We start from the raw sequence: 19,818 nt of genomic DNA, 5'->3' as shown, positions 1-19,818 counted from the left end.
CTCCTTAATCTAACCGCCGTTTGGTTTTCATCCACGTCAACCCGATAAACATCGCCGCAGACGCCAGTAAAAACAGCGTATTGACGATCAGCACCACCGGAATATTCCCTGCCAGGAACAGGCTCTGCAGCGTGCTCACAAAGTAGCGCGCCGGAATCACGTAGGTCACGGCGCGGATCACGGCAGGCATGCTGTCTATCTGGAAGATAAAGCCGGACAGCATAATCGACGGCAAAAAGGCGGCGTTGAGGGCCACCTGGGCCGCGTTAAACTGGTTGCGGGTGATGGTGGAGATGAGCAGCCCCATCCCCAGCGTGCTGAGTAAAAACAGGCTGGTGATAAAGAACAGCACCACCAGCGAGCCGCGATACGGCACGCCGAGGATAAAGACGGACACCAGCATACAGAGCAGCATCGCCAGCATGCCGAGGAAGTAGTAGGGAATAAGCTTGCACAGCAGCAGCTCGACGCGCGTCACTTCGGTTGAAAGCAGCGCCTCCATGGTGCCGCGCTCCCACTCGCGGGCGATCACCAGCGAGGTCAGAATCGCGCCAATGACCGTCATGATAATCGTCACCGCGCCCGGAATAATAAAGTGCTGGCTGATGGCGGCGGGGTTAAACCAGTAGCGCGTCTGCACGTCGATCAGCGGTTTAAATTCTTCACCCCGATCTTCCGCCCGCTGCATCTGCCAGAGCTGCCAGATCCCCTCCGCGTAGCCCTGCACGAAGTTCGCGGTGTTCGGCTCGCTGCCGTCGGTGATCACCTGGATCGGCGCATCGGTATTCGCCCGCGCCATATTGGCGGCAAAATCCACCGGAATGACGACCAGACCGCGAATTTTCCCGGCCTGCATCTTCTGGATCAGTTCCTGACGATTGTCGCTGATGGTGGCGTCAATGTAGGGCGAGCCGGTCATGGCGTGGGTGAAGTCCAGCGCCTCCTCGCTCTGCTGCTCCAGCAAAATCCCGACCCGCAGCTTGCTGGAGTCCAGGTTAATGCCGTAGCCAAAGATAAACAGCAGCAGCAGGGGGATCACCACCGCAATCAGCCAGCTGCTGGGATCGCGCACGATCTGCCGCGTCTCTTTAACGCACAGCGCGCGCACCCGGCGCCAGGAAAGGGTGTTACTGCGCATGGGCATTCTCCTTATCCCAGTCGTGGATGAGGGTGATAAACGCCTGCTCCATGGTCGGGTCCGGGACCTCCTCGTCGGCGGCCTGGTTTTTCAGGTCGTCCGGGGTACCGTGGGCAATCAGCTTACCGCGATACACCAGCCCGATGCGGTCGCAGTACTCCGCCTCGTCCATGAAGTGGGTGGTTACCATCACGGTCACCCCTTTTTCCACCATGCTGTTGATATGCAGCCAGAACTCGCGGCGGGTGAGAGGATCAACGCCCGAGGTCGGTTCATCCAGAAACAGAATATCCGGCTCGTGCATCAGCGAGCAGGCCAGCGCCAGCCGCTGCTTAAAGCCGAGCGGCAGCTCGTCGGTGGCGTGGGAGGCAATGTTGGTTAACCCGAAGGCGTCGCTCATGCGGCGGATTTTGTCGTTCTGCGCGCGCCCGCGCAGGCCGTACACGCCGGAGAAAAAGCGCAGATTTTGCTCGACCGTCAGGTTGCCATACAGGGAGAATTTCTGCGCCATATAGCCCAGATGCTGGCGCGCCTTGCCGGAGCTGACCTTCAGGTCCATGTCCAGTACCAGCGCCTTGCCGGACGTCGGCACCAGCAGGCCGCACATCATCTTAAAGGTGGTCGATTTTCCCGCACCGTTCGGCCCGAGCAGGCCGAAAATCTCGCCGCGCTTCACCGCAAAATTAACGTTGTCGGTGGCGGCGAAATCCCCGAACTTTTTGGTGAGGGATTTGGCTTCAATGACCGTTTCGCCCGGCGTGCCTTCCACCGTGTGCAGAATGGCGCCAAGCGGCGACTCTGACGTCCCCGCGCCGCCCAGCAGGTCGATAAACGCATCTTCGAAACGCGGCGCCGTCTCTTCCATGTCGATCTCAGGCATGCCGGGCGCATGGCGAATATCGTCGACGGTGGCCTCTTTTTTGAGGATCACCCGCACCGAGCGGCCCTGAATCATCCCGTCGCTGACCTGCGGCAGCTTGAGCACCCGCTGCAGCAGCGTGCGGTTGGACGCCTGGGGGCTGTGCAGCAGGAAGCTGCGCCCGGCCATGCTCTGCGTCAGCGTCGTCGGCTCGCCCTGATAAAGCAGTTCGCCTTCGTTCATCAGCAGCACGTCCCGGCACTGCTCCGCTTCGTCGAGGTAGGAGGTGCTCCAGAGGATCAGCATCCCGTCGCCCGCCAGCTCGTGCACCATCTGCCACAATTCGCGGCGGGAAATCGGGTCAACGCCGACGCCGGGCTCGTCCAGCAGCAGCACCTTTGGTTCGCCCACCAGCGTACAGGCCAGCCCCAGCTTCTGCTTCATCCCGCCGGAGAGCTTGCCCGCCAGCCGGTCGGTGAACGGGCCGAGGGAGGTAAATTCCAGCAGGCGGGCGAAGGTTTTCTGTCGCGTTTCGCCGGTGACGCTGCGCAGGTCGGCGTACAGGTTCAGGTTTTCCATCACCGTCAGGTCTTCGTACAGGCCAAACTTCTGCGGCATATAGCCGAGCATGGCGTGGAGCGCGCCGTCATCTTTTATCGGGTCAAGGCCGAGCACGCGGGCCGATCCTTCATCCGGCTTCAGCAGCCCGGCCAGCATCCGCATCAGCGTGGTTTTCCCCGCGCCGTCCGGGCCGACCAGCCCGGTCACATAGCCTTTCTGGATGGTACAGTTCAGCGGTGCGACCGCGGGCTTATCCATCCCCTTAAAGCGTTTAACCAGATTGTTGAGCTGAATAACCGCGTCATTCATGTCGTTCCCCGCCGTTCACTTTTACGGTGACGGGCATGCCCTGACGCAGCGCGTCATCCGCATCGGTCACGATGATGCGCAGGCGATACACCAGATCGGTACGCAGATCCGGTGTTTCTACTGTTTTCGGCGTGAATTCCGCGGTAGGGGAGACAAAGCCCACTTTGCCGTGATACGGCTTGTCCGGGCGACCGTCGGTATAGAGCAGCAGCTCGCGGCCCGGCTGCATCTGGCCGAGATTCGTCTCATCAATGTAGGCGCGTACCCACACCGGGCGGGTCAGGGAGAGGGTCAACACGGTGCTGCCCGCGCTGAGCATGCTGCCCGGCTCCACGGCGCGGGTCATCAGCGTGCCGTCAGACGGTGCGATGAGCGTGGTGTCGTGCAGATCCAGCTCCGCCTGGGCCAGCTGCGCCTGCGCCTGTTCAAGGCTGGCTTTCGCCTGAGCGATATCCTGCGGGCGGTTACCGGTGTGGTACTGGCTTAACTTATCCTGCGCGGATTTCAGCGTTGCCTGCGCCTGGTCGCGGGAGGAGCGCGCATTTTCCAGGTCATTCGCGGAAATGGTTCGGCTTTTCCACAGCCCCTGCTGGCGAGCGTAGAAGTTCTGCGCGTAGTCATAGGCCGCCTGCGCCTGTTTAACGGCGGCGGCGGCCTGGGCGATCTCTTCGTCGCGATAGCCTGCCAGCATCAGGTCATATTGTGCCTGGGCGACGGAGACGCCCGCCTTGGCCTGCAGCAGCGCATTCTCATAGGGCGCTTTATCCAGCATCCCCAGCGTCTGCCCGGTTTTAATGGCATCGCCTTCGTCAACGCTCAGCGAGGCGAGACGTCCGCCCACGCGGAAGCTCATGTTCACCGTGCGAATATCCACGTTACCGTACAGGGTCAGGCCTTTATCCTGATGGCTCTGATACCACAGCCATCCACCGACTCCGGCGGCAAGCAAAACAACAACCACCAGAACGATGGCGACAGGTTTTTTCATGACTTCAGGCTCCTTTGCGTTAAGCCTTGCAGGATTAGATCGAGATGACAGGCGATGACCTGGCTAATCTGCGCGGCTTTATCCTCATCAAATTGTGTCCAGCCGGTGCGTAACAGGATGGTTTCCCTGCCCAGACGGAAGGCAAGAATTTCACCCAGCAGGGCGTGGGTATGCAAAATTGTCTCGGTATCACTGGCATCGCGCCCGGTATAGGCGGCGATCAGCCGGGTCAGGTGGGAGTGCATCGGCTCAATCACCCGATCGTGTACCCGCTGGTAGGCGGCAGTGGGGGAGAGCTGCTCGCGGGAGATAAACTTGCTCAGGTTGAGCGTATCGTCGTGCGTCAGCAGGCGGATCATATCGTGGCAGGCGTTGAGAATAAGCTGGCGAACGGCGGCGCGATCGGGCGACGGCTGGCCGAGCAGCGCGGTGGCTTCCTCAACGTGCGGGTGAAACTGCGTGCCGATAAAATCGGCGATCCACTCGGCGCAGGCGAGGTATAAATCCTCTTTTGAGCCAAAATAGTAGGTAATCGCCGCAATGTTCTGCCCGGCCAGCGCCGCAATATCGCGCGTGGTTGCATGCAGCCCGTACTCACCAAACTGCGCCAGCGCGGCGGCAATAAGCTGGTTTTTGGCCTGTTCACCTTTTGATGTCGTCGGGGTTGTATTCATAGCGGCATTAAGAATTAATCAATCGATTGATTAAGATTATGCCTGATTCACGCTAACGTCGAGGGAATGCGGAGGGATATTTTATGCGCCACGTCACAAAAGCTGCTACACTCCGCTCCTTCTCGACATTGTGGTTTTTGTCCTCCCCTATTCGTTATATCTCCCTGAAAACTACACCTGTGATGGTCGGGGCGGTTCGGAGTTTTTATGTCTTTTGATTCCCTTGGCCTGAACCCGGAAATTCTGCGCGCGATCGCAGAGCAGGGCTACGTTGAGCCAACCCCAATCCAGCAGCAGGCTATTCCTGCCGTTCTTCAGGGGCGTGACCTGATGGCCAGCGCCCAGACCGGCACCGGTAAAACCGCGGGCTTTACGCTGCCGCTGTTAGAGCTGCTGGTAAAAAATCAGCCGCACGCCAAAGGCCGCCGTCCGGTTCGTGCGCTGATCCTCACCCCAACCCGTGAGCTGGCGGCGCAGATTGGTGAGAACGTGCGTGACTATAGCCGCTATCTCAACATTCGCTCGCTGGTGGTGTTCGGCGGCGTCAGCATCAACCCGCAGATGATGAAGCTGCGCGGCGGCGTGGACGTGCTGGTGGCAACGCCTGGTCGTCTGCTGGATCTGGAACACCAGAACGCGGTGAAGCTCGATAGCATTGAAATTCTGGTGCTGGACGAAGCCGACCGCATGCTCGACATGGGCTTTATTCACGATATTCGTCGCGTGCTGGCCAAGCTGCCGCCGCGTCGTCAGAACCTGCTCTTCTCCGCGACCTTCTCCGACGAGATCAAGGCGCTGGCGGAAAAGCTGCTGCATAACCCGCTGGAAGTGGAAGTGGCGCGTCGCAACACCGCCTCTGAGCAGGTGACCCAGCACGTTCACTTTGTTGATAAAAAGCGCAAGCGGGAACTGCTCTCCCAGATGATCGGTCAGGGTAACTGGCAGCAGGTGCTGGTCTTTACCCGCACCAAGCACGGCGCCAACCACCTGGCGGAACAGCTGAATAAAGACGGCATCCGCAGCGCCGCCATTCACGGTAACAAGAGCCAGGGCGCGCGTACCCGTGCGCTGGCGGACTTTAAATCCGGCGACATCCGCGTGCTGGTGGCGACCGACATCGCCGCCCGTGGCCTCGATATTGAAGAGCTGCCACACGTGGTGAACTACGAGCTGCCAAACGTCCCGGAAGATTACGTTCACCGTATCGGCCGTACCGGCCGTGCGGCGGCAACCGGTGAAGCGCTTTCGCTGGTCTGCGTGGACGAGCACAAGCTGCTGCGCGACATCGAACGTCTGCTGAAGAAAGAGATCCCGCGCATCGAAACCCCGGGCTACGAAGTGGATCCGTCGATCAAAGCCGAGCCGATTCAGAACGGTCGCCAGGGCGGTCGCGGTCAGGGCGGCGGTGGTCGCGGCCAGCAGCCGCGTCGTGCCGAAGGCGGCGCGCCGAAGTCAGCGGGCAAACCGCCGCGTCGTAACAGCGACAGCAAACCGGCCGGTGACAATCCGTGGCGCAGCGGCGAAGGCAAGCCGGCAGGGGAAGGGCAGCGTCGACGCCGCCCGCGTAAACCTGCTAACCCGCAGTAATCTGGAAGCCCGGTCGTAAAGCCGGGCTTTTCTTTTTGCGGCAGCGAGGAGAAAGTGCCACAATAGTGGCTGTTTATACAGTATTTCAGGTTTTCCGATGGCTTTAACCGCGGCGCTGAAAGCGCAAATTGGCGCCTGGTATAAGGCGCTACAGCAGCAGATCCCCGACTTTATCCCCCGAGCGCCGCAGCGGCAGATGATTGCTGACGTGGCAAAAACGCTCGCCGGGGACGACGGGCGACATCTGGCGATTGAAGCCCCGACCGGCGTCGGGAAAACCTTGTCGTATCTCATTCCCGGCATTGCCATTGCACGGGAAGAGGACAAAACGCTGGTGGTCAGCACCGCCAACGTGGCGCTGCAGGATCAGATCTTCAGCAAAGACCTGCCGCTGCTGCGCAAAATTATCCCCGACCTGCGGTTTACGGCCGCCTTTGGGCGCGGGCGTTACGTGTGCCCGCGTAACCTGGCGGCGCTGGCCAGCAGCGAGCCGAATCAACAGGATCTGCTCGCGTTTCTGGATGACGAGCTGACGCCAAACAATAAGGCCGAGCAGGAGCAGTGTGCAAAACTCAAAGTCGAGCTCGACGGCTATAAGTGGGACGGCCTGCGGGATCACACCAGCCAGGCCATCAGCGACGACTTATGGAGAAGGCTGAGCACCGATAAAGCGAGCTGCCTGAACCGCAACTGTCACTACTACCGCGAGTGCCCGTTCTTTGTCGCCCGGCGCGAAATTCAGGAAGCCGAAGTGGTTGTGGCTAACCACGCGCTGGTGATGGCGGCGCTGGAGAGCGAAGCGGTGCTGCCGGAGCCGAAAAACCTGCTGCTGGTGCTAGACGAAGGCCACCACCTGCCGGACGTGGCGCGGGACGCGCTGGAGATGAGTGCGGAAATTACCGCGCCCTGGTTCCGCCTGCAGCTCGATCTGTTCTGTAAGCTTGTCGCCACCTGCATGGAGCAGTTCCGCCCGAAAACCACGCCGCCGCTGGCGGTACCCGAGCGGCTGAGCGACCACTGTGAAGAGGTCTACGGCCTGATCTCATCGCTCAACAACATTTTGAATCTTTATCTTCCGCAAACGCAGGAAGCGGAACACCGCTTTGCGATGGGCGAGCTGCCGGACGAGGTAATGGAGATCTGCCAGCAGCTGGCGAAGCATCTGGAAAAGCTGCGCGGGCTGGCGGAGATGTTCTTAAACGATCTGAGCGAGAAAACCGGCTCGCATGACGTGGTGCGTCTGCACCGCATCCTGCTGCAGATGAACCGCGCGTTGGGCATGTTCGAAGCGCAGAGCAAGCTCTGGCGGCTCGCCTCGATGGCGCAGGCGTCCGGCGCGCCGGTCACCAAATGGGCCACCCGCGAAGTGCGGGACGGGCAGGTGCACCTGTTCTTCCACTGCGTGGGCATCCGTGTGGCAGATCAGCTGGAAAAGCTGATCTGGCGCAGCGTGCCGCACGTGGTGGTCACCTCTGCTACGCTGCGTTCTCTAAACAGTTTCTCAAGGCTGCAGGAGATGAGCGGGCTTAAAGAGAAAGCGGGCGACCGCTTCGTGGCGCTGGACTCGCCGTTTAACCACTGCGAGCAGGGCAAGCTGGTCATTCCGCGCATGAAATTCGAGCCGCTTATCGACAACGAGGAGCAGCACATTGCGGAGATGGCGGCCTACTTCCGCGAACAGGTCGAGAGTAAAAAGTACCCCGGCATGCTGGTGCTGTTTGCCAGCGGGCGCGCGATGCAGCGCTTCCTGGAGCACGTCACCGATCTGCGTTTATTGCTGCTGGTGCAGGGCGATCAGCCGCGCTACAGGCTGGTGGAAACTCATCGCAAACGCATCGATAACGGCGAGCGCAGCGTGCTGGTGGGATTACAATCCTTCGCGGAAGGTCTGGATCTGAAAGGGGACTACCTGACGCAGGTGCATATCCATAAAATCGCCTTCCCGCCTATCGACAGCCCGGTCGTCATCACCGAAGGCGAGTGGCTGAAAAGCCTCAACCGCTATCCGTTTGAGGTGCAGAGTTTACCTGCGGCCTCGTTTAACCTGATTCAGCAGGTGGGGCGTCTGATTCGTAGCCACGGCTGCTGGGGCGAAGTGGTGATTTATGACAAGCGTCTGCTCACCAAAAACTACGGCCAGCGGCTGCTGAACGCGCTGCCGATCTTTCCGATTGAACAGCCAGAGGTGCCCGAGGTAAAAAAACGCCCGGCAACACTGACCGCCGGGCGCAGGAAAAGCCTCCGTGCTAAGGGGCGCGGTCCTACTGGTAAGTGAAGGTCACCTGCACCACACTGCTGAACGTCCCCGCGCTCACCGGCATGGAGGTGGCGTAGTAGCGTGCGGCAAGTGGGAAATCGACGGTATGATCGCTTTGATTAACCAGGGCGCTGAAGCTCGCCTGCGGGGCAATGGTAATGCGATCCAGGCGGTCTGCCAGCTCCAGAGCCAGCCCGCCGGCGCTGCCCGTGCTGGCAAATTTCGTCGGGTGTGCGCTGTCTGCCTGGCCGTTAAAGGTCGCGGTGGCGAGCGTGGTGGTGGACGGGCATTTGGACAGCGTAAGGTCAAAATTCTTCCACTCCCCGGTATCCCCCACATCCTTAAAATCGCTGGAGGCGGCTTGTCCCAGGTTAACGGTCAAATTCTGGCTGGGGCTGTCTACCGAGCAGGTATTGGCGATGATATTGCCTCTCATCTGGATCGCGATCTCATCGGCATTCGCCTGCGTGAGAAGGCCTGCCAGTAGTAACAAGGTGATTTTTTTCATTTATATCCCAACGTAATCGTGGCAATGCTGTTTGCTGTCCCGGGGGTGACGCTGGCTGCCGTTTGTTGATATGCGACCTCAAACGGGATCGCCAGCGGAACGTTCGCTTGTGCAACTGCCGCCGTATTCTTGTAAGTATCAAAGTTGGCAATTTCCCCGTCGAACATCATGCGCACTCCCACGCCGGTTGCTACGCCACTCTCCTGAGTCAGTTTTACGACGCCAGGGAAATCTGTTTCATAGCCGTTTGCACTGGTGATCATCACTTGAGGCTGTACGGTGTTATTGCAGTTAACGGTAATGTCGAACGTCTGAGGCGACGTCAGAGTTCCTGTCCCGGTGAAGTCGCTGACAGGGAAATTGCCCAGCGTCACGGTGAGGCTTTTCGGCGAAACGGAGCAGGTGACTTCGTTAAACGTGATATTTCCTGAATAGGAAAGGGTGTTCGGACTGCCTAAACCTTCGTGATTGTAAACGCCAAGCCCAAACTCCGTCTGAGCCTGAGAAAGTGAGCCAGAGGACACCGTGGAGCTGGTTTTCACCAGCTCCAGAGTTACGTCAAAATTGAACGAGAGCTGTCCATCTGAAGAGAGATATCCCACCGGCGTATTCCGGGAATCACAGTGGACGCCGCCGGCCCCCTGGATGCGTTGCCCCTGATCGTTCATCAGGGCGATACCAATCCCGGCGACACCAGAGTCGTACACGCCCGGCAGGCCCGGTATTTCTGAACCGGAACCATAATAGCAAGCCACTATTTCCATCCCCGGGCTGTAGGTACTGGAGCAACTTCCGGCAACGTGCACCGTCTGTTCTGAACCCGGAATGGTCGCGCCAACGGCCAGCGAGGTGGGTACCGATATGGAGGCCACATCAATCATCTTTGGCATATCCGGTGACGTGCATGACGCTTTCGCGTGCGGCATAAAAAATGCGGATATTCCCAGCACTAACAATAAAAAACTCTGTTTAACGATTTGCATCATCTTTCGTCTCAGCCAGTGCATTACTGACATGTTGCGGCAGCGGTAATAATGCCGGATTTATCTCTCTCTTCAGCCAGCGCGTACTGCGCGATGCATTGTTCGCTGACATTGTCACCCCACATAACGGAGAGTTTTCCGCGTGCGGGGAGGCCGGAGAGGTACGTTTGGCCATCTGAGCCAACGATAAATTCGCTGTCCTTATCCTCAGTGGTCACCGTCGCGCCGAAGGGCAGCGGTTTACCGTTGTGCGTGAGCGTCATCAGCACGCGATTGCCCACGCGGGTGTTAAAGCTGGCGCGCACCACCGCTCCCCGCGTTGGGGTGACGACCTGCGCCGCGTGCGTCACGTCGGCATCATCCGGCAGCGTTTCGGTATCCAGCGCAATGGTGTTATGGCGATACGCGGTGACGAATGGTACGACGGTGTAGCCGCGGAAATCGGTCTCAACGCCCGTCTGGTTGGTGATATGCGTCCCGTGCGTTCCCGGCGCCTTCACCAGCGCGATGGTCTCACCGAGCGGCTGGCTCAGGGTGATGCCGTTCGCATGGGCAACCACGCCGCCCTGCAAACCGACGTTCACGGTCTGCTGGTATTTATCCTGACTGACGCCTGCGCTCACTTCGCCATAGGTCGCTTTGTAATCGGCGTTCATGCTGGTGGAGTTACCGCTGCCGGTACTGCTCAGCCCTTCCTGAATATTCCAGTTCAGATTGTCTTCCTTCAACGCCGTGCCGTTCAGGCCGATATTCTGCGTGGTACCGTCTTTGGTATTGTTCAGGTTGTAGGTGGCCCAGGTGTTATGCATCCAGTGGTCCAGCGGCACGGAAACGCTCAGTGAGAACTGGTTGTCGTTCGTCACTTCGTCGCCTTTTTCATCGCTGTCCTGGGTGTTCTTGTTCATGCTGTAGCTCAGGCTGTAGCTCACCCCGTGCCAGCTGTTGTTGTAGCTGACGCTCATGGAGGTCATGTCCTGGTTCTGGCTCCAGTAAGTCTCTTTCACCATGCTCAGGGTGACGGACCCCCAGCCTTCGGGCAGCGTCTGGTCGATGGTGGCCTCGGTTCGGGCGCGGCGCTGCTGGGGGGCAGACCAGTCGTCAGAGCGGGTATATGACTCCATGGTGTCTTCAAGGGTGTAAAACCCTTTGCTGTTGTAGCGATAGCCCGCGAGCGAGAAGTTGGTGCCTGAACCGGCAAAATCTTTGCTGTAGCGCACGCGCCAGGACTGGCCTTTGCTGGCCTGCTGCTTTTTCAGCAGGGCCTTTGCGCGGGTGACGTCGATGGAGAACGCCCCTAAATCGCCCATGTTTTTCCCGGCGCCGAGCGCCTGGGACTGATAGTGGCTGCTCTGCTGTATGCCGCCGTAAGCGGTAAAACCAAAGGGCAGGCCGTAAATCGCGCTGCCCTGGGCAAACGGAGTTTTCTCGACGTCTTTGTCGTAGGAACGGTACCGCCCGGCGGTCACGCTGTAGCGCAGGTTTTTTTCGCGCTGCAGTACTGGTACGGAGGCATATGGCACTACGAAATGGCTTTCGCTGCCGTCGGTCTCTTTCACGGTGACCTGCAGATCGCCGCTGCTGCCGGTGGGGTAAAGGTCGTTAATTTCAAACGCGCCGGGGGCGACCGTGTTCTGATAAATGACGTAGCCGTTCTGGCGAACCATCACCAGCGCATTGCTGTGTGCGGTGCCGCGAATAATGGGCGCATAGCCTTTTTCGCTGTCCGGCAGCATGTCGCTGTCGGATTTAATCTCCACGCCGGTGTAGGGTACGCTGTCAAAAACATCAGAAGGCGAAGAGCTTTGTCCAACGGTGAGATCGCTTTTCATCGCCACGATATCGCGCTGGGCATAGGTATAAACGGAAGAGAATCTTTGCTGCTCTTCCTTGCCCTGGGTGCTGCGATTCCACGTGGAGTAGTTGCGTACGCGCCAGGCGCCAACGTTAAACCCGGGACGCAGGTTAACGTACTGGCTGCTGTTATTCTGCTCGCCCGACTGTCGCGCATGGCTCTGGCTGGCGGTCGCGCTGTAGTTGAGAATACCTGCGGTGATCCCCTCGTCGAATTCTTTCGGGTCGATATAGCCGCGTGGAACCTGGCCCAGGGCCAGTTGAGGGATACTGAGCAGCAGCTGCTGATTGCGAACGTGAAACGACGTGGAGGCTGCCGGGATGGCGGTTAAATCGGCACACTGGCCTTTTGCCATCAGCGCCGGATATTTTTGGGTTTTGATCCCAAGGCTTTTTAAATCATTCAGGCTAAAGCAGGGCTGAAGTGAACTGCTGCCGTGTGAACCTTTTTGCAATGTGAACGTGACGTTGCGGGTATCAATTTTATTATTATTAATAAAAATAGCGACCTGATATTTACCCGGTGCCTGCCCTGGCCCTTTTTCGTAAACCGACAGATCGGTCTTACCCTGTTGCGGATTATCAATATCCAGCAGCGCCGGGTTAAAATAATCATCAGCCATAACCTGCTGCGCAAAGATCGCCAGTACCAGACCACAGAGAATGACCAGCAGTGATGAAATTCGGCAGGTGAACGGCTTTTTATGGCTGTACATGATTATTTTATTACCGGCGGATAGTATTAACGAACGGCTTTCGACCAGGTATGGCTGATGCTGCCATAATCAGTAATAATGGAATACGTGACGGTTGAGCCTCCGATATTGCCAGGTAAGGCAAAATGCGTTTCCGTTTTCGGGACCGCCCAGGTGGCTTTTGTTACTTTATGACCGTTCAGCGTGACGGTCTGGAAGTTCATAAAGAAAGGCGTGGGGTTATTCACCACCAGCTCATTACCTTCACGGCGCCATTCAAGCTTATCGGCCACCTCTTCTGGTCTGCCTTTTACTGCTGACGGGCGATAAAGCAATTTAATACGCGTATTAATGGCAATTTGTAGCGTATTCACACCTTCGACGTGCTTTGATGATGGGATCGCTTTAATATTTAACCAGTACAGAGATTCCCTGTCTTCCGGTAAATTTCCGACCGTACGTACAACGCGCAGAACGTTATCTTCTTTCGCATCCAGACGGAAAAGAGGAGGGGTGATCAGGAACGGCGCTTTGGCCAGGTTTTTACCGCCAGAGTCGACCCAGGACTGTACCAGATAATCCGTTGCATCTGGGTTTGAAAGACCAAGAGACGATTCCTTTTTCTCTCCCTGGTAGACCAGACGTGTGCCATTAATAATGACACCTGCATGTGCAGTAGTGGCCGCCAGTAAAAGCGTGCTCAGTAAATAACCGTGGCGCATAAATATTTCTCAATAAGATGAGAGATATTAACGCGTATAACCGCGTTAATATCTCAGGATTGATAATATCAGTTATAGATAACGGTGAAGGTCGAAACGGAGTTAGCCGGCCCTGCGGTAATCGCGGCCCCGGTTTGAATATAACGCGCGCCGAATATCAGGTCGTTAACTGCTGTACCGGAGGCTAACGGATATTGCTGAGAAGGGGTGTACAGACTCACCGGCTGCTCAGAAGCGTCAACCAGCTGAATAGCGACACCCGTTGCCGCATCCACATCGGGCGTTAATGCCAGCGTTGCGTTGTTATTCGCATCCGGCGTTCCGCCGAAGTTAATCGCTGCAGAGGTAACGGTTTCCGGACAGTCTTTTAACTGAATATCGAACTTCGTTAACGTGCTGGTAGAGCCTGCCCCGGTAAATACCGTTTTAGAGACTTTGCCTAACTGAACGTTTAACGGGTTACTTAACCCATTAACCACCTGACACGCTGAATCAATAATTTCCCCGGTGAAATTGATCTGCCCTTCACCGTTTGTTGCCGCAAATGCGGATGCAGAACATCCCACCGCTGCGGCGATGAATAAACCTAAAGCAACCTTGTTCATAGTGAATCCTGATATGTGACTGGTGCGAACGTTGCCTGGACGTTTTCACCGTTGACCCTGGAAGACTTTCCGCTGGTTATTTAATCAAAAAATACATGTCTAAGAATCTTCTGCAGAAATCACAAATAATTGAAAAATTGCTTGTATATATTTTTTTCATTAAAACAGAGCATTGGGTTAGGGGATAAAACACTAACGGCCGGGCAATCATCAGGGCTATATTGTTAACAAGATGATGCTGTCAGGAGAAAAGTCGTGGATTACCGCAAAATTATCAAAGAGGTAGGGCGTGGGAAAAATCATGCCCGCGATCTGGACCATGAAACCGCGCGTGCACTTTACACCCGCATGCTTGAGGGCGACGTCCCCGACCTGGAAATGGGGGGCATTCTGATCGCGCTGCGTATCAAAGGAGAGGGTGAGGCGGAGATGCGCGGGTTCTATGAAGCCATGCAGGCGCAAACGCTGCGCTTAGCGCCGCCTGTGGCAAAGCCCATGCCGATCGTAATCCCGAGCTACAACGGCGCGCGCAAGCAGGCAAATTTAACCCCGCTTCTTGCTATTTTATTACACAAGCTGGGGTTCCCGGTGGTGGTGCACGGGGTGAGTGAAGACCCCACTCGCGTACTGACGGAAACCATTTTCGGGATGCTGGGCATCGAGCCAACGCGTCATGCCGGTCAGGCGCAGGCGAAGCTGGATGGCCATCAGCCCGTTTATATCCCGGTTGGCACACTTTGCCCGCCGCTTGAAAAGCAGCTCGATATGCGCTGGCGCATGGGCGTGCGCAACAGCGCGCACACGCTGGCGAAGCTGGCCACACCGTTTGGCGAAGATGCCGCCCTTCGTCTTTCCAGCGTCTCGCACCCGGAATACGTGGCGCGTGTGGGTCAGTTCTTTGCGGCTATTGGTGGAAGGGCGTTACTGATGCACGGCACGGAAGGTGAGGTTTATGCGAACCCACAGCGTTGCCCGCAGGTGATGCTGATTGATTCTGCAGGTACGCGCACCATTCTGGAACGCGGGGAGGAAAATAGCGGTGTGATATTGCCTGAGGCAAAAGATCCCCATACTACAGCCCACTGGATTGAGCAGTGCCTTGCCGGAAAAGTTCCTGTTCCGCATTCGATCAAGCTGCAGATGGCCTGCTGTTTGCTGGCAACCGGTGAAGTGGACACGGTAGAAGCCGGGCTGGCACGCGTGGCGCAGTCTTTTTAACTAAAAAAAAAGCCCGTCCAGTGGCGGACGGGCAAGCAAGGGTAACAAACAACAGGGTCAATGAGGGTTGGAGCAGCTCACCAGAGGGTTTGGCGAGGGGACAGCATTCGTTCAGGCGATTATTTGTAGATAACCGCGGTACCGCTCAGCTTGTTATTGCCGTTAGCGGAGGTAATGGTGTATCCGCTTGCACCGGCAGCAGCGGCTTTCTCAGCCAGTTTGGCTTCCAGACCGTCCAGCGTGGTCGCGCCATCAGCACTCACCACACCGACTTTGTTCATGTTCTGTGCCTGAGTTGAAGAGACTGGCTCTACGGCGAAAGCGCCGAAGGACAGAGCGGACAGGGCAACAGCAGCTACAGCATATTTGATGGTTTTCATAATTAATCTCTCGCAGGTGTTTCTGTTAAGGAGACGATGTTCCGTCGATGTGATGAGTATCACGTTTTTTTGCGAGGGATAAAATCGAAGAGAATTGACGTGGTTGCTCAAAAAAACTGAATGACAAATAACTTATTGAATATTAATAAATTCAAACTGGCGATTTACACTTCTTTTTAATGCGCTTTACAGAAGCGAAATGAAGGGCACATTTTGCCACGCGGTTCGTTAAAAATCGTGAGCGTAAAGGTATGGGCCTGCGGGGTTAACTTAGGTAAAGGAAAGTCAACGTAACTGGCTGTCTTTCGAACCTCTGCGATTATATCCCGAATATGATGAGTTTTTTGAATCTTTATGCTGCTGACAGGAGATGCAAAGCCTTACGCCGGGGATGGCTTTCCGGCGCGCCTCCGGAATGGGTTCTCCGCATTCTTCGCATTCCGTTAAGCTTTCGCCGCGCGGAATTTCACCGCGGGCGCGCGCAACCGCATCTTCAATAGTACTGTTGATCTGTTGGTTAACAGCGTCGTCATTTGCCCAGCCGGAAGCCATAGCGTCCTCCTGAAATCGGTTTAAGCCATACGTTTACTATGGGGTTAAAAAATGAACAATCAAGGCGAAGGAAAAAGAGAACTGCATCTGTGCGGCAGATGCAGTGTGTTGGAGTGTAGTGGGATTACTTGTAAATGGTCGCGGTGCCAAACATATGGTTATCGCCGCTGGCGGAATTAATCTCGAATCCTTTTGCACCTTCCTGACGGGCTTTTTCGGCAAGTTTAGCCTGGAGATCGTCAAGGTTGCTGGCACGGCTAACTGAAACGGTGCCTGCAGGACGGAGCTGGCTGGTGTCGGTACTCTGGGTCAGTGACTGAACGGCCATGGCAGAGAATGAAGCGGTTGCCAGGACGCCAGCGATAATAGCAAGGGTCAGATACTTTTTCATAATCACATCCTCATGAGGAAACAGCAGGTGATTCCCTTTAAGTTTAGAAGCCTGATGAGTGTGACTTAGCGCAAATATTTGATGATGATCTGCTTATTTTTTGAACGATATAAATTGACAATTCGCTGACAGATCATAGACATAAAGGTGTTTGATTTACGGCGGTTTTTTGCGCGACGCAGAGAAAGATTTACCGTTGGGCCAGCAAAGGGTATCTTACGCCGCTGTTTAAAGGAGAATGCCATGACTGCCCAAAAGCCGGGATTGCACCCGCGAAATCGCCACCGCAGCCGCTACGACATGAATGCGTTATGCCTGAGCTGCCCTCCGCTGCAGGACTACCTGGTTCAGACCCCAGCGGGAGAGCCCTCGGTCAACTTTGCTGACCCGCAGGCGGTTAAAATGTTGAACAAAGCTCTACTGGCGCATTTTTACGGTGTGGCTCACTGGGATATTCCGGAAGGCTTTCTCTGTCCACCTGTGCCGGGCCGCGCGGATTACGTGCATCACCTTGCCGACCTTCTTGCCGAAGGTAATGAGGGCGTTGTTCCACCGCAGGCCACCATTCTGGATATTGGCACCGGGGCGAATCTGATTTACCCGCTGATCGGCGCGCATGAATACCACTGGCGCTTTACCGGAAGCGAAATCGGTGACGAGGCTTTTGCCAGCGCCCAGGCAATTATCAGCGCTAACCCGGGATTGAGCCGCGCCATTCGCCTGCGTCGTCAGAAAGAGGCGGCGTCGATCTTCAACGGCATTATTCACAAAAACGAAAGCTATGACGCCACGATGTGCAATCCGCCGTTCCATGATTCGGCGGCATCGGCCCGCGCGGGCAGCGAGCGCAAGCGCCGCAATCTGGGTCAGGCTGAAGACGCCGCGCTGAACTTCGGCGGTCAGCAGCAGGAGCTCTGGTGTGAAGGGGGCGAAGTGGCGTTTATCCTGCGCATGATTGCGGAAAGCAAACAGTTTGGCCGTCAGGTGAAGTGGTTCACAACGCTGGTTTCCCGCGGAGATAACCTGCCGCCACTCTACCGCGCGCTGACCGAAGCGGGCGCCGTAAAAGTGGTGAAAAAAGAGATGGCGCAGGGCCAGAAGCAAAGCCGCTTTATCGCCTGGACGTTTATGGACAATAACAAACGTCGCAAATAGCACTCCGTCGCAGGCCGGGTAAGGCGAAGCCGCCACCCGGCAACCGGGCTACAGCGTCGGCTCCTGCGGTGGAAGCGGCGCTGCGGGCGGCGGTAGTACCTGATAGGTCTGGACCGGCATCCGCACGTTCGCCAGATCGAAGTGTTTTTTCACCATGCTGTCGAGCGCAAAGCGCACCGTCCACTGCTTCAGCGGCTGGGTGGTGAACGACACGCGCAGGGTAAACGCCGTGTTCGTCAGCCCGACGATGCCGGCGAATGACGGCTCGCCAATCACCAGCCCGCGAATATCCTCCATCTGCATCAGCTCTTCTACCGCATCGCGCAGCGCCTGCTTCGCTTTATCGGCATCCTCGTGGCGATCCACATCGTAGTTCGCTACAACTGAACCAATGCCGCGCACAAAGTTGGCGAAGGTGGTGATCGAAGACCAGGGAATGATGTGGTACGCCCCGGTGTCCTGGCGCACGCCCACCGAGCGGATGGACATCCTCTCCACGGTGCCGGTTAACGGTCCGATGGTCACCAGATCGCCCGTGTTCATCCCGTTCTCAAACTGGATAAAGATGCCGGTAATAATATCCTTCACCAGCGTTTGCGACCCGAAGGAGATCGCCAGCCCCAGGGCACCGGCACCGGCCAGCAGCGGGGCGATATTCACCCCGATTTCCGACAGCACAATCATGATGGTGATGGTGCTGATAATCACCGCCAGCGCGTTGCGGAACAGGGTTAACAGCGTTCTTGCCCGCGCGCTGGGCAGGGGGCGGCCGTGAATATCCGACACCAGACGGTTCTCGATGAGGCTCGCCAGCAGCGTCCAGCCGACGGCAGAGAAGAACAAAATCAGCGCGATGCGAATCAGGATGTCGACCGTTTTTTCACCCGCACCGTTGTGCAGCCAGTTCCAGAAATCAAACAGGCTCCACGCATTCAGGAGCAGCATAATCGCCACGCAGACGGTGAGAATGCGCGCCACTTTGAGCGATACCGACATCCAGCCGTTCACCCGTTTTTGCAGCTCCGGGTAATTACGCTGTACCTGCGGCGACAGGGTGATGGTTTTCGAGATCCAGCGCGACAGCAGCCCCGACACAAACGCCGCGATACCGATAATGGCCAGGCTTTTGAACGTCGCCCCCATCATGAATTTCAGGCTATTGCCCGGGTCGAACAGCGAGAAGAAGCACAGTACGATGAAGTAGGCGCTTGCCAGCCAGTGCCACACCAGGGCGAAAGCGCGGATAAACAGGCTAAAGAACGAAAGGGAGCGATCGGCCAGATTCAGCAGGCTTTGGGTAATGGTTTTTTTATTGTGGAAGATCAGATACAGCGACCAGACGGTAATGCAGATCATGATAATGACGTTTGCCAGCGCCCCGAACTGGACGTTCACCTGGTTGGAGATGATCGGCACGGCAACCAGCAGACCGTAGCCAATCAGCCCGCTGAGCACGCTCAGACGCAGCGCCCAGTACTTCGCGCTCGCATCCCGGATGGCGAAAGGACGCAGCGCCGGTACGTGCGGGCAAAAGAGTAACCGCAGCAGCGCCTTGAAGAACTCAATCAGGGCAAAGGCGTTCAGGAAAAGCGACTGCTGGAAGGCGATGGTTTTGTTGTCCGCGTTCAGCCTGTCGGCCAACATCTGACCTAAAAACAGCGTCAACGCAAGCAGCAGTAAATCGATGATAAACGCTGAGGCTATCATCAACGGCAGGTGCAGCCAGCTGCTTTTCTGCTGATTCTTTCTGCGTCCCCATTGCCCCATTTTGCGGTAGAGCGGCCACGCGCACAGGCGCACCAGCCAGTAAAAAAGAAATACTGCGCCGGCCAGCATCAGGAACTGCGTGGCGGCGGCGGTAAACGTTTGTGGGTTAAACGGCTTATGCGGCGAGCCAATCAGGTTGCGGTAGAGCTGAGCAAAGCGCGAGGAGAGCGCTTCCCCATAGTGCCGGCTCACGTCGGTGACATTTTCCAGTACCGTTTTTTGTTCCTCCACCTGGGGAGGGGTGATGACAGGCACCGGCTCCTGCGGCGGCGTGGCGGCCACTTTCCGCAGCTGACCAATAAGTTCCTGCCGGGAGGTGTCGTTCTCAAGGACGTCGGCGAGGGCGCTGTAGGCGGCTTTTTTCTGTTCGACATCGGGTTCCGGTGGCGGCGTATTTTGCTGGCTGGCGGTTGTTCCGGTGGTCACGCCGGGGATCGCGACGGCGAACGATGGCGCACTAAACAGGCTAATCAACAGCAACAGGATCCACGGCACGGCGTCCTCCGGTGAAAATGTCGAACAAAATGATAAGTATAGAAGTCGGGACGCGGAGGGGGATTTTTGGGAACAATCTGGCGTAAAAAAGCCGGGCAAGCCCGGCTTTAGCGTAAAGCGATG

General features: G+C 57.0%; 17 protein-coding genes. 4 read left to right on the top strand and 13 right to left on the bottom strand.

What is annotated here, in order from left to right:
* Positions 1 to 4: 4 nt before the first annotated feature.
* Genes BM007_RS06280 through cecR form a run of 4 tightly spaced genes read right to left on the bottom strand, consistent with a single transcriptional unit; the run spans position 5 to position 4,529 of the window.
* Positions 5 to 1,138 carry an ABC transporter permease gene (locus BM007_RS06280; protein ID WP_090417702.1) on the bottom strand — a complete coding sequence of 378 codons (1,134 nt, stop codon included), beginning with the start codon at positions 1,136 to 1,138 and terminating at the stop codon, positions 5 to 7.
* Entirely contained in the window at positions 1,128 to 2,867 is a 1,740-nt protein-coding gene (locus BM007_RS06275; RefSeq protein WP_090417700.1) for an ATP-binding cassette domain-containing protein, read from the bottom strand. Before BM007_RS06275 ends, BM007_RS06280 begins: the two co-directional genes overlap by 11 nt.
* Positions 2,860 to 3,855, bottom strand: a complete 996-nt coding sequence (hlyD, locus tag BM007_RS06270) for a secretion protein HlyD (protein ID WP_090417698.1) — start codon at positions 3,853 to 3,855, stop codon at positions 2,860 to 2,862. Before hlyD ends, BM007_RS06275 begins: the two co-directional genes overlap by 8 nt.
* A complete protein-coding gene (cecR, locus tag BM007_RS06265) occupies positions 3,852 to 4,529 on the bottom strand; it encodes a transcriptional regulator CecR (protein ID WP_090417696.1) in 678 nt (225 codons plus the stop codon). The genes hlyD and cecR overlap by 4 nt, the downstream gene beginning before the upstream one ends.
* Before the next feature lie 207 nt (positions 4,530 to 4,736).
* Here cecR and rhlE point away from each other — a divergent pair, with 207 nt between their 5' ends.
* Complete coding sequence (gene rhlE / locus BM007_RS06260; protein ID WP_090417689.1) at positions 4,737 to 6,116, top strand: ATP-dependent RNA helicase RhlE; 1,380 nt, start codon at positions 4,737 to 4,739, stop codon at positions 6,114 to 6,116.
* A 97-nt stretch (positions 6,117 to 6,213) separates the two neighbouring features.
* The gene (gene dinG, locus BM007_RS06255) at positions 6,214 to 8,391 is read left to right on the top strand and encodes an ATP-dependent DNA helicase DinG (protein WP_090417670.1); all 2,178 of its coding nucleotides are present in this window, start codon (positions 6,214 to 6,216) and stop codon (positions 8,389 to 8,391) included.
* Here dinG and BM007_RS06250 read toward each other — a convergent pair.
* From BM007_RS06250 to BM007_RS06230, 5 genes are all read right to left on the bottom strand, one after another.
* Entirely contained in the window at positions 8,378 to 8,881 is a 504-nt protein-coding gene (locus BM007_RS06250) for a fimbrial protein (RefSeq protein ID WP_024908722.1), read from the bottom strand. The genes dinG and BM007_RS06250 overlap by 14 nt on opposite strands.
* Positions 8,878 to 9,864, bottom strand: coding sequence for a fimbrial protein (locus tag BM007_RS06245; protein WP_090418231.1), 987 nt, complete (start codon positions 9,862 to 9,864; stop codon positions 8,878 to 8,880). The genes BM007_RS06250 and BM007_RS06245 overlap by 4 nt, the downstream gene beginning before the upstream one ends.
* A gap of 23 nt (positions 9,865 to 9,887) precedes the next feature.
* Positions 9,888 to 12,431, bottom strand: a complete 2,544-nt coding sequence (locus tag BM007_RS06240; RefSeq protein ID WP_139210887.1) for a fimbria/pilus outer membrane usher protein — start codon at positions 12,429 to 12,431, stop codon at positions 9,888 to 9,890.
* A gap of 26 nt (positions 12,432 to 12,457) precedes the next feature.
* Complete coding sequence (locus BM007_RS06235; RefSeq protein WP_090417669.1) at positions 12,458 to 13,132, bottom strand: fimbrial biogenesis chaperone; 675 nt, start codon at positions 13,130 to 13,132, stop codon at positions 12,458 to 12,460.
* A 68-nt stretch (positions 13,133 to 13,200) separates the two neighbouring features.
* Positions 13,201 to 13,737, bottom strand: a complete 537-nt coding sequence (locus BM007_RS06230) for a fimbrial protein (protein WP_024908718.1) — start codon at positions 13,735 to 13,737, stop codon at positions 13,201 to 13,203.
* A 255-nt stretch (positions 13,738 to 13,992) separates the two neighbouring features.
* Between BM007_RS06230 and ybiB the strand changes: the two genes are divergently transcribed.
* Positions 13,993 to 14,955 carry a DNA-binding protein YbiB gene (gene ybiB / locus BM007_RS06225; protein ID WP_090417668.1) on the top strand — a complete coding sequence of 321 codons (963 nt, stop codon included), beginning with the start codon at positions 13,993 to 13,995 and terminating at the stop codon, positions 14,953 to 14,955.
* 119 nt (positions 14,956 to 15,074) lie between these two features.
* On the opposite strand, the gene ybiJ is transcribed toward ybiB, so the two are convergent.
* From ybiJ to mcbA, 3 genes are all read right to left on the bottom strand, one after another.
* Complete coding sequence (gene ybiJ / locus BM007_RS06220; protein ID WP_023310874.1) at positions 15,075 to 15,335, bottom strand: DUF1471 family protein YbiJ; 261 nt, start codon at positions 15,333 to 15,335, stop codon at positions 15,075 to 15,077.
* A 285-nt stretch (positions 15,336 to 15,620) separates the two neighbouring features.
* The gene (locus BM007_RS06215; protein ID WP_090417667.1) at positions 15,621 to 15,887 is read right to left on the bottom strand and encodes a DksA/TraR family C4-type zinc finger protein; all 267 of its coding nucleotides are present in this window, start codon (positions 15,885 to 15,887) and stop codon (positions 15,621 to 15,623) included.
* Positions 15,888 to 16,011: 124 nt separating this feature from the next.
* Positions 16,012 to 16,278: a DUF1471 family periplasmic protein McbA gene (gene mcbA / locus BM007_RS06210; protein WP_024908715.1), complete on the bottom strand. Its 267-nt coding sequence runs from the start codon at positions 16,276 to 16,278 to the stop codon at positions 16,012 to 16,014.
* A gap of 243 nt (positions 16,279 to 16,521) precedes the next feature.
* Here mcbA and rlmF point away from each other — a divergent pair, with 243 nt between their 5' ends.
* On the top strand, positions 16,522 to 17,433 hold the full coding sequence (rlmF, locus tag BM007_RS06205; protein WP_175557787.1) for a 23S rRNA (adenine(1618)-N(6))-methyltransferase RlmF: 912 nt from the start codon (positions 16,522 to 16,524) through the stop codon (positions 17,431 to 17,433).
* 48 nt (positions 17,434 to 17,481) lie between these two features.
* Here the strand turns inward: rlmF and ybiO are convergent, their stop codons facing one another.
* On the bottom strand, positions 17,482 to 19,695 hold the full coding sequence (gene ybiO / locus BM007_RS06200; RefSeq protein WP_090417661.1) for a mechanosensitive channel protein: 2,214 nt from the start codon (positions 19,693 to 19,695) through the stop codon (positions 17,482 to 17,484).
* Positions 19,696 to 19,818 lie beyond the last annotated feature (123 nt).

This window comes from Enterobacter sp. NFIX59, from assembly GCF_900113755.1.
Classification (GTDB): Bacteria; Pseudomonadota; Gammaproteobacteria; order Enterobacterales; family Enterobacteriaceae; genus Enterobacter; species Enterobacter pseudoroggenkampii.
The sequence above is the reverse complement of the archived record's forward strand: the minus strand, read 5'-3'. Positions and strand labels throughout refer to the sequence as shown.